The organism is Leptospiraceae bacterium (genome assembly GCA_016708435.1).
Classification (GTDB): Bacteria; Spirochaetota; Leptospiria; order Leptospirales; family Leptospiraceae; genus UBA2033.
The window spans coordinates 1-9210 of the sequence record JADJFV010000039.1 but is presented as its reverse complement, the minus strand read 5'-3'; the positions used below and the strand labels follow the sequence as shown (position 1 = coordinate 9210).

Genomic DNA, 9210 nt, shown 5'->3' with positions numbered 1-9210 from the left:
AATCTATTCTAAAGGTGCAAAATTAAATTACGAATCTGATTGGCGATTTTTAAACGGCAATAAAGCTCTTAGTGATACTGCAAGCAGTTATGAGCAATACAATAATAAAATCTTCTAGATATATCAAAGAAGATAAAGGTTTTCGAGGTTGATGCGCACGCACATGAGTCTAATGAGAATTATGCGGATGTAGTATATCGTATAACTTCTATTAGGAGTAACTCCTTCAGACAATATTGGAGGTTTACATACAATGCTACCATGGAAATGCAATTGACTGGGAAACAATGCAGAAACAGTTTAACAGAAGGGTTAATACGAGTTATTCCAAAAAATTTACTACATTAGTTTTAGCAAGCAGTTCAAATCATACAGCAGATGACAAAACATACGGTGCCTGAAACCAAAAATCCAAATCGAATTTTACACACATGATCCATCTGAAGAACTTAACTTTTATAGGCGGTGGATGTGAAAACGTAGTTACATCTACCTCGACTGCAGCAGACCATATTGCAACAATTACTAGAATTTCCGACGGAATTAAAAATGGAACCTATGCGGAAAGGAAATTTCTATGCTACCAATATAATGCTTAATACAAGGGATTATAGTGCTGACTATATTGCTAAGGTGGGGCAAATCATAGATGGCCTCAAGTCTAGAGTTGACGCAAAAGAAATTCAATGGGTTTTTCACAGTGAAAAGAAAACAGCATGGGAAACAATATATGGCTCAAAGAATTTTCAGTTTACTTGCCCTTGATACAAAGTTGCTACTTCTAAATAAAGTTATAACGCGTTTAACTAAAACTTCTTTCCCATTTGTAAACTTGCGTAGCGATGATACGGCAATACAGAATTAGCCGCTTTGTATTCTAAAGTTGAGACTTCTGCTGCAATTTGAAAATACCAATCTGAATTATTATACAAAAACCCTGTTGCTATTTTTCCTTGTAAATGTTTTAGTTCTACTCCATATCTTTGATTTCCATCTTTTTCGTTTATTAGTAATGCAGAAGCCAACGCGAGGCTATTTTTATTATCCGGTTCATTTCGAAATAGATATTGATAGGCAATGTATTTAGAGAAAATATTTTGTGTTTTAGTTTCACTTCTTGATAGAGTATCAAGAATAAAATAATCCAAGAATTGGTAATCTGCTCGGTTCAAATTGTGATTTGATATATCATAAAGAATCAATGATTTCGCACCTGAATCAATGGGAGCTCCTCCATTAAAAACAGAATTGAAGATTAAATAATTCAACCCTTAGAAGTTTCTTGGTGTAATAATTCTTCATAGACTAAAAATCTTGTCATAGAATTTGCATCTCTATCTTCATTGACTTGGGAATACAACGGACTTCCGATTAACGAGTTCGGCTGTGTTTGAGAAACCAAGTTGCTTAACTCATTTAGATTACTTGAATCTGGAAGCCCCTTCCCTGTGCCTTGCAAGGTTGTGTTTAACGATTGATATTTAACCTGTGGTCTTATCCAAAAATACATTTCCGATTCTTCCGTAGGATAAATCGGACTTGAATCATTTAATAAAGTTCCATGAGAGACAGGACTAGAAATTTTTCCCCATCGAAACACAGGACCGATTGTGATGTATCAAAGGTTCCGAGTTTAACACCTGTTTGCCACCCAATTTCTTTCTTCCAAAAATACTTATGATCCATATTAATCTGAAAACCATTTCGATTTGGAATCTGACTATTCCAGCCTTGCGGAATCGGTGCCTGTATAAGTTTATGAATGATTGTTTGAATGCTTTTGCCTTGCACATCAGAACCAATCTTGCCTAAATCAAATTCCAATCTAAAGAACTTTTGCTCCACCAAACAGTGGAACTGCTTGCTGCTAGCCCCAAACTACTATAGGGTCTTTCTCCATAAACAATATCAGAGCGGCTTAGATTCGTTGGAGTCTGTAAGTTTGGAGTCCAGAAATTCCTGAGTAGTGATAACTTGGATTGGCTAGATAGGGGATAATTGATGTTAATCCATTTAGAGCAAAGCTAGAAGGAGTATACCATTTTTTATATACACCATATTCCATTCGAATTCCATTTGTATATTCACGATCTGTTAACAAGAAGACATCATTTTCCCATGTAAGTCTAAGTATTTGTTTAGAAGATTTCTTTTCGTTCTCCATATCATTGGCAAATATGGCGGAGACGTAAAAAAGTAAGAGACTTGTTATAAATAAAAGTCTAATAATAAATCTATTTTGGGAGCTAATTAGCATTTTCCTGTCTAAACTAAATCTGCTGATATAAAAGGCAAGGTGTATATCAATTCAAATCCAGCATTTAGCTGAGCATTGCATTGGGAACCTAAGGTGAACTAATTCGCTATATCATTTGCGACAGACATAAGCTAAATTGGGTTTCGAGATTATCCATCCTGTAAATCTTGTGAATCCTGTCTAAAAAAAAATCTTTTATCGAATTGAATACAATCCTGTTTTTTGAAAATAAGACAGCATTGACAAGAAATTTGTTTCTAAATGCCACTGCTTCGATACTGTGGAGTGTGTGAAGGAGTTTTATCTAAATATTCAAGATGAAATGGTTTACTTTTTTTAAGAAATCCGAGCTAAATGAAAGCATTATAGCAAATGAAGTATTTGATCGCAACGTTCAATATATTTCTGTAATGTCCATTTTTTGGATTCCTGTAAATTTATTTCATATCATTCTTTTCTATCTCAATCTTGACCCGAATAAAGAAATTGAATACCTTTGGCGAATAGGAATTATCCTCTCGCATCTATTCCTAATGATTTTTTTATCGCCATCGGATCTATTTTTAATTACCACAAACGAAACAATAATTTCAGGAAAGAGGTAATACAGTTCTTACTTTATTCGGTTTTTTTTATGGCAATTGTTTTCGGTGTTTCCATTACTGTGCTAGATCAGCTTGTAACATCTGCCATTACCCCCTTCTTACTCATTTGTATTTTAATTCCGATGACCGTGCTAATTAAGCCAATTATCTCCCTTTCCAATTTTTATCATTGCCTATTTATTATTTTCTTTGCTTTATCTTTATCCCAAAATAATCCAGACATACTATTGTCGAATCGTGCGAACGGTTTTACTTTCATTGGAATAGGAATGTTCTTAACAATTATCATGTGGAATAACTCTATTAGACGCTTCCAGCAAGATCGAATTATAAAACAACAAAGAATTGATTTAGAAAATAGCAATGCAACATTACTAGAAACGGCTGACAATCTAAGAATTGCAAACCAAACAAAGGACAAATTCTTTTCCATTATTGGTCACGATCTACGTGGACCATTCAATGGAGTTCTGGGCTTTTCTGAACTAATAGAATTAGAATATGAACAAGGTTCAACAAAGAATCTAATTGAAAATTTGAATTTCATCAATGCATCCGCAAGGCAGGCATATCTTCTTTTAGAAAACTTATTACTCTGGGCAAAATCACAAAAAGGGAATCTCAACTATGAACCATCTCGCTTTTGATATCAATGAATTGATAAGAAGTGTTTTTGATCTCTTACGAGCAGGTGCAAAACTAAAAAAATTTCACTCTCTCTTCAGTGTGAGAGAAATTACTTTGTATTCCTAGATGAGAAGATGATTGAAACTATCTTCAGAAATTTAATCTCCAACGCTATTAAATTTACCAAGGAAGGTGGAGAGATTCAAGTTCTTATAAGCACAAAAGGAAATTTTATCGAAATCATTGTAGCGGATAATGGCATAGGTATTCAAAGAGATTTTTTAACTAACCTTTTGCGAATAATAGCAATAAATCTACCAAAGGAACGCAAGGAGAAAGCGGATCCGGTCTTGGACTCATTCTATGCAAAGATTTTATTCATCTTAATAAAGGAACAATTTCCGTAGAAAGCATTCCAAATGCTGGCAGCAAATTCATAGTAACCTTTCCTTACGAAGAAGATTAGAAAGCACTGTAAATGTCGGGACTAAGTTCATAATTGAGTTTCCTAAAAAGTAAATTCTAAAATGTATAGCCAACCGTAAACCATATATTACGTTTCTCTAATGGATGCATGGTCGGATAGTAAGTACCTGTCGCAGAGCGAATTCCGGGATCATAGAATTGTTCATTGAACAAATTATTCACATGAAGTTGCAGATATAGACCTTCATAGATAAAATTTTCATAGCGAATATTTAATTTTAGCATTGCGTATCCTTTCACAGTTCGCACAGGGTCAGTGGAAACGGTACGTCTAATATCTACATAATTTATGCCAGTGTAGATTGAAAGATTAGGAAATGGTAACAGAGTGAATCCTAGATTTACTTTATGAGGCGCAATATTCGGAATTTGCCCTGAGCGAGGAACAGTATTAAGTCCATTCGGTGTTTGGGGGGTAACGGTTGCTTGCCTAAAGGCGCTCATATTTAAATCTTCGATTGGATTGTCTCCAACTCTTCCAGTCGTAGCCGGTGAGGTTTGAAGTGTTGAGGGTAACCTATCATATTCTCCTTTTGTATAAGTGTAATTTAAAAAAAACTGTAACTGGTCAAGCAAATGCAGATTAGTCTCTAGTTCAAATCCATAGATTCTCGCAATTCCTAAATTCTGATATTGCTGCCAGGGATTCTTGGGGACAATTCCATTCAAAGTAGTTGTATCAGTCGTAGCAAACTCCAAAATCAAGTTCGTAACTCTATTATAATATCCCTGTCCAGAAACATAATACTTCTTAAAGAAGCGATAGCCGACACCAATTTCATGTGCTCTCATGAGTTCCGGTCGAAGTGCTGGGTTTGGTTTTCTCTGAGCAGTTTGGGTAAAAAGCTCTTTTGCAGAAGGCTCTCTAAATCCTGTTCCGAATAAAAATTTTAGCGTCAAATCACTATTAGGCTTAAAGATAAAACTAAGCCTTGGATTTGTTGCATTACCGTAGGTTGTTGAAATATCATGTCTGACTCCGGCTGTGATTACGATTTTTTCAACAGGTTTATAGATTTGTTGTATATAACCAGAATAGGTATTGTAGGTAAATCGTTCATAACTGTTATAATCTTTTGGAGTAATAAATTGTCTGACTACTAAACCAGCCGTAGTGGAAAGTTTATCAGATTGATTGTATTGAAGCTTCTCTTCAAGCTGATAGTTATTATCCGGTCTTGAGTAAACAGATGCGCCACGAATAGCCTTTGCACCAGCAGCAGGAGATACATCGTTCGGACGATAGTAGGCAGAGGTGTCTGTTGAATTTGGATAGAATTCATTGCTTGAACTTAAAATTTGCGTAGAGCGGGTAACAAGCTCACTGTCTAAATTGAGCTTTTCTGAGAACTTATGGAGGTAACCCACTGTTACACTATTATTTTTAAAATCCCAGTGAGACCCAATGAAACCTCCTGTTCCAATGTTTTTTGGGTCTTTTATGATTCCATATAGTCGAGCTAAATTTCTAGAATCAAATTTTCCTGTATCCAATCCTCTTTGGTTGCTATCAATTTGCTCTGTCCCATTTCCAAATGTCCCCTGCCCCTGCTGGTATTGCCAATTCACTGTTTGAAAACGAAATCCACCTTTACTAAACTTTGCCGACAAATTATAAGTATCCTCTTTCGAATTATTGTAAGTAGGAGACCACCAATTGCCAATTGCATTTGCATTCTGGTTACAAACACCACCACAAGCCTTTGTTTCTGTAAAATAATTTATATCATTTTGATTGGCTCTATTTTCGAATCCTGGCTTATCAAGTCTTCCTGTATTAGAAAAATTAGGTCCATCAGTTTTATAATAATATCCACCTACACTGTATTGTATATCACTTGCGTTTACACCTGAATTGCCTCTAGCAGAAAAGCTAGCGGAGTATCCTGGATTTGCTAAATTTTTTTCCCACCCTCCATAAGTGAAATCAACGTGATTTCCTGGATGAGTCTTTCCATCTTTAGTGATGATATTGATAATTCCATTAAAAGCATTGGCACCGTAAAGAGCAGAAGCTGGACCGGAAACAATTTCAATTCTAGCGACGTTATTCAGCGGAAAACGAATAGTGCCTGCTAGCACTGCATTTTCATTAATATTATTATCAGGAACCCCATCTACATAGACCAAGGTTCGATTATTCTCTCCAACTAATCCGCGCTGATGAATGAGTTCAGGGTAAACGCCATAAGTATGTTGAAAATCAAAGCCGGGCACATCATGGAGTGCATCGACTAATGTTCTGTATCCTCTCGCACGAATTTGTTTATCTGTAATTACGTAGACGGAAGCCGGAGCTTCGGAAACTTTTTGAACTTTCCTAGAAGCTGTGATTACAATGTTGTCTTCCAATTTAAAGAAATCTTCTTCCTTATATGTTTTATCTGTATTTGAAGAAGTAGATTCTTTTGGAAGTAAATTCTTTTCCTTTGCCTTATCTAGATTTCGAATTTCCTCTTCTAGTCTTTTCTTTTCTTGCTTTAGTTCTTCAATTTCTCTATTCAATTCCTCTTTAGGTGTGAAAAGTTTATCAGAATTTCTTGTCTGAGAAAAAATGGATAGAGTAAAAAGAATACACAAAACAAAGAAATAATTTGGGCTGTGTTTCATTCGGTGAGTCCTGATAAAAGTAAATTTATTTCCATTACAATAAATAAAAGAATTCAGTTAAAGATTTTTTTCAACGGATAAAATTTAGAGAAGAAGGAAAAATTCGTCAAGCATGTTTCTTAAATCTACAAGATTTAAAAATTGGACTAGAGAAATGCAAATGCATAGCGAGTAAACCTAACACCTTTTTCAGTGAAACGGATAATATGAAATTACCGCATTTTAGAAGCAACAGGTATTTGCTGACAATAATAGTGTATATGCAGATAATAGAAGTTAGTCTATTCAGTGCATTCTTGGACAGAAGAGAAGCTATCCATTAAATTGTAATTGATAACGCAAGAAGCATTGCATTTTATCAATTAATATATTACAATCGATATAAAAAAGATATCAATCAAAAGAAATTCTTCTTTTAGTTTGCAAAGTAACGGACAACTGCCAGAGGAAAGAACAAAAACGTAAAATAAACCGCAAGCAAAGAAAGAAATTTATTCATAAACCAGAACCTTTTTTTCCCTTGACCAAAAGTCTGTGACATAACGATAATATCTACATTATCAGCAATGATAAAAAAAGGAGTTATTTCATGAAAATTTTCTTATGCACTTTATTTTTTCTTTCTATTCCCGGTTTTGTATTTGCACAAACAAATGCAAGCAATCCTACCAGCGAAAAAAAACCACATCCCGAATTAGCCTCGGATGATGCATACAACACGGGAGCCTATGCGACCGGCTTACAGACAAGTATCTCTAATCATGAGAAAAAAAAAAAAAAAAAAGAAATTTGTCAAAATTGTATTGATTGAAAAATTGCAGATAAAGATCAATGAATTAAAACAGAGCATTCAAAACACTGTCATTAATAACGATGAATCGCCAGTAATCGTTGCGGATTCTCGTCTACAAATTCATCTTCTCGCCAGATTGAATTTTCTTTTCAGAATGGTATAAGGTTAAAGAAATTAAAATATTTCAAAACAAGCGAAATCTAAAGAATGATTTGAATTCGATTATCCGTATATTTGACATCTCCGGAGCTTCCGAACTTTTCTTCTGAGATAAAAATCAAAGTAGATAGATTTGAAAGTAAAAATCAAAGGAGTCTCCTAAGCAGAGCTTACTACGTATGTTTCCGGTAGCCAGAATTCATGTCATCAGACTAATTCGACCAAGTTCTTTTAAACACTATCAATAGATTTGCAAACTTTCATTCAAAAGAACAAAAGGAGAAAGGACTGAGAATACAACTAATAATGTAAAAGAGTTATAAAAAAGAAATGAGTTGGAAAATAAATTTACAAGCTTAGACTGTAGTAGTTTCTATTAAGAAGGGGCCTATGCAAATTAAAATATTCACTTATAATTTCTTATTCCATTTACAAACTCTCTAAAAGCCAAAAGAAAAAAAAATCTCCGTTCGATGTAACGTCTAAGTTCAGCTCTACGGGAAAGTTATTTTGCAGGAAGCGGAAAATCCTGCTTCTCTAGAGGCTAATCCCTCTTCTCTCCTAGTGTCTCCGACTACTCTAACGACTACTTACTACGGTTACACCTCCTGGACGCGCCTGCCAAGCGTATCCCTATGGAGCCTCTTTCTCTTTAAATTTATTCCCGGGCAACGCTGTAAATTCTTTACCCTTAGTGACTCGGGAAGTGTTGTTAATTCCTGGACACCATTACTCCGACTCTACCAATAGGACTGACGTTTGACGCATCGACCGGCTCTCTATTACGGGAACCCGAGTAGTGCTATTTATTTGAACGGAGGATTTCCTTTAACAGCCTATATACCGAGATTACGGCGCCAAACTCAGGCGGAAAGATTGATTTTAATTTAAGCCTCCGTATTCTAGGCAACTGCGAAAAAAAATGTCTGGACTGTTTAAACGGAGTGAGTGTTCGAGATACAGCCAACGGTTGTGCTTCCGGATACGGAAGCCTATTTTTCAGTACAGCGACTAATAGTCTTTATGCAGGAGGTTTCCACAACTGGAGTGTTAGACGGTGAGCCTTAACTTTATCCGGGCATTTCTACTTCTTTTGCTACAAAATATGATTTAGACGGGAAGCGACTTTGGACTAGAGTCATTCCACTTTCAACCGGAGGTTTTTGGAAAAAGGGTCTAACGATTGATTCCAACGCAAACGTGTTCATCGCCGGAATGCCACATGGGGTCCTGCTGGAGGATTAAGATTAACGGGACGATAATATATCTGAATAAAACGGGGGACATAAATAACATGGATAATTGTAAAAAACGGTGGTAGCGAATTAAAGTTGCTGGTATTTGGCTGACGCTATGGTAGAAATGTATATGCATCAGGTAGAGTAAAAGGAAATTTGGATCTTATAACGAATACGGGTGGAACAGATAGCGCGATGACCTTGATTAAGTATAACACAAATGGAACATGGTTACAAACTTCACTGGCTGGATCGATAGGAGGGGGTAATCATATAGGTGGTTCTGCAACTACTGTGGATGTATCCGGTAATATTTGGGTTGCAGGTGTTTCTCAATCAACAGGCGCTCGTTGTGCTACAGCCCTTGGGCAGAGAACAATGGTCTCTATAAATTCAATAGCAGTATGGTTTTTCAAAATTGTTATGCATTAGCCC

12 protein-coding genes are annotated in these 9210 nt (G+C 35.7%); 7 read left to right on the top strand and 5 right to left on the bottom strand.

Annotated features, from left to right (window positions below; all coding sequences use genetic code 11):
• Positions 1–549: 549 nt before the first annotated feature.
• Complete coding sequence (locus tag IPH52_28775) at positions 550–765, top strand: hypothetical protein (GenBank protein ID MBK7058978.1); 216 nt, start codon at positions 550–552, stop codon at positions 763–765.
• Positions 766–806: 41 nt separating this feature from the next.
• On the opposite strand, the gene IPH52_28770 is transcribed toward IPH52_28775, so the two are convergent.
• The 4 genes from IPH52_28770 to IPH52_28755 all read right to left on the bottom strand — a co-directional run bounded on the left by IPH52_28770 (position 807) and on the right by IPH52_28755 (position 2257).
• Complete coding sequence (locus IPH52_28770) at positions 807–1268, bottom strand: hypothetical protein (GenBank protein MBK7058977.1); 462 nt, start codon at positions 1266–1268, stop codon at positions 807–809.
• Entirely contained in the window at positions 1265–1510 is a 246-nt protein-coding gene (locus IPH52_28765) for a hypothetical protein (GenBank protein ID MBK7058976.1), read from the bottom strand. Before IPH52_28765 ends, IPH52_28770 begins: the two co-directional genes overlap by 4 nt.
• A 38-nt stretch (positions 1511–1548) precedes the next feature.
• A complete protein-coding gene (locus IPH52_28760) occupies positions 1549–1824 on the bottom strand; it encodes a DUF2219 family protein (GenBank protein MBK7058975.1) in 276 nt (91 codons plus the stop codon).
• 94 nt (positions 1825–1918) lie between these two features.
• Complete coding sequence (locus IPH52_28755; GenBank protein MBK7058974.1) at positions 1919–2257, bottom strand: hypothetical protein; 339 nt, start codon at positions 2255–2257, stop codon at positions 1919–1921.
• A gap of 317 nt (positions 2258–2574) precedes the next feature.
• Between IPH52_28755 and IPH52_28750 the strand changes: the two genes are divergently transcribed.
• The 4 genes from IPH52_28750 to IPH52_28735 all read left to right on the top strand — a co-directional run bounded on the left by IPH52_28750 (position 2575) and on the right by IPH52_28735 (position 3955).
• Positions 2575–2862 (top strand): hypothetical protein, encoded by a 288-nt coding sequence (locus tag IPH52_28750; protein MBK7058973.1) that lies wholly within the window; start codon positions 2575–2577, stop codon positions 2860–2862.
• Positions 2863–2891: 29 nt separating this feature from the next.
• Positions 2892–3509, top strand: a complete 618-nt coding sequence (locus IPH52_28745; protein ID MBK7058972.1) for a hypothetical protein — start codon at positions 2892–2894, stop codon at positions 3507–3509.
• A 114-nt stretch (positions 3510–3623) separates the two neighbouring features.
• Positions 3624–3896: an ATP-binding protein gene (locus IPH52_28740; protein ID MBK7058971.1), complete on the top strand. Its 273-nt coding sequence runs from the start codon at positions 3624–3626 to the stop codon at positions 3894–3896.
• On the top strand, positions 3848–3955 hold the full coding sequence (locus IPH52_28735) for a hypothetical protein (GenBank protein ID MBK7058970.1): 108 nt from the start codon (positions 3848–3850) through the stop codon (positions 3953–3955). The genes IPH52_28740 and IPH52_28735 overlap by 49 nt, the downstream gene beginning before the upstream one ends.
• 56 nt (positions 3956–4011) lie before the next feature.
• On the opposite strand, the gene IPH52_28730 is transcribed toward IPH52_28735, so the two are convergent.
• Entirely contained in the window at positions 4012–6585 is a 2574-nt protein-coding gene (locus IPH52_28730; protein MBK7058969.1) for a TonB-dependent receptor, read from the bottom strand.
• Between the two features lie 589 nt (positions 6586–7174).
• Here IPH52_28730 and IPH52_28725 point away from each other — a divergent pair.
• Complete coding sequence (locus IPH52_28725; protein ID MBK7058968.1) at positions 7175–7396, top strand: hypothetical protein; 222 nt, start codon at positions 7175–7177, stop codon at positions 7394–7396.
• Between the two features lie 1535 nt (positions 7397–8931).
• On the top strand, positions 8932–9207 hold the full coding sequence (locus tag IPH52_28720) for a hypothetical protein (protein MBK7058967.1): 276 nt from the start codon (positions 8932–8934) through the stop codon (positions 9205–9207).
• Positions 9208–9210 lie beyond the last annotated feature (3 nt).

Excerpts from the sequence above, each read along its gene's own strand:
- IPH52_28775 (MBK7058978.1), top strand. The coding sequence starts at position 550 with ATGGAACCTATGCGGAAAGGAAATTTCTATGCTACCAATATAATGCTT.
- IPH52_28765 (MBK7058976.1), bottom strand. The coding sequence starts at position 1,510 with ATGTATTTTTGGATAAGACCACAGGTTAAATATCAATCGTTAAACACA.
- IPH52_28755 (MBK7058974.1), bottom strand. The coding sequence starts at position 2,257 with ATGCTAATTAGCTCCCAAAATAGATTTATTATTAGACTTTTATTTATA.
- IPH52_28750 (MBK7058973.1), top strand. The coding sequence starts at position 2,575 with ATGAAATGGTTTACTTTTTTTAAGAAATCCGAGCTAAATGAAAGCATT.
- IPH52_28745 (MBK7058972.1), top strand. The coding sequence starts at position 2,892 with ATGGCAATTGTTTTCGGTGTTTCCATTACTGTGCTAGATCAGCTTGTA.
- IPH52_28740 (MBK7058971.1), top strand. The coding sequence starts at position 3,624 with ATGATTGAAACTATCTTCAGAAATTTAATCTCCAACGCTATTAAATTT.
- IPH52_28730 (MBK7058969.1), bottom strand. The coding sequence starts at position 6,585 with ATGAAACACAGCCCAAATTATTTCTTTGTTTTGTGTATTCTTTTTACT.
- IPH52_28725 (MBK7058968.1), top strand. The coding sequence starts at position 7,175 with ATGAAAATTTTCTTATGCACTTTATTTTTTCTTTCTATTCCCGGTTTT.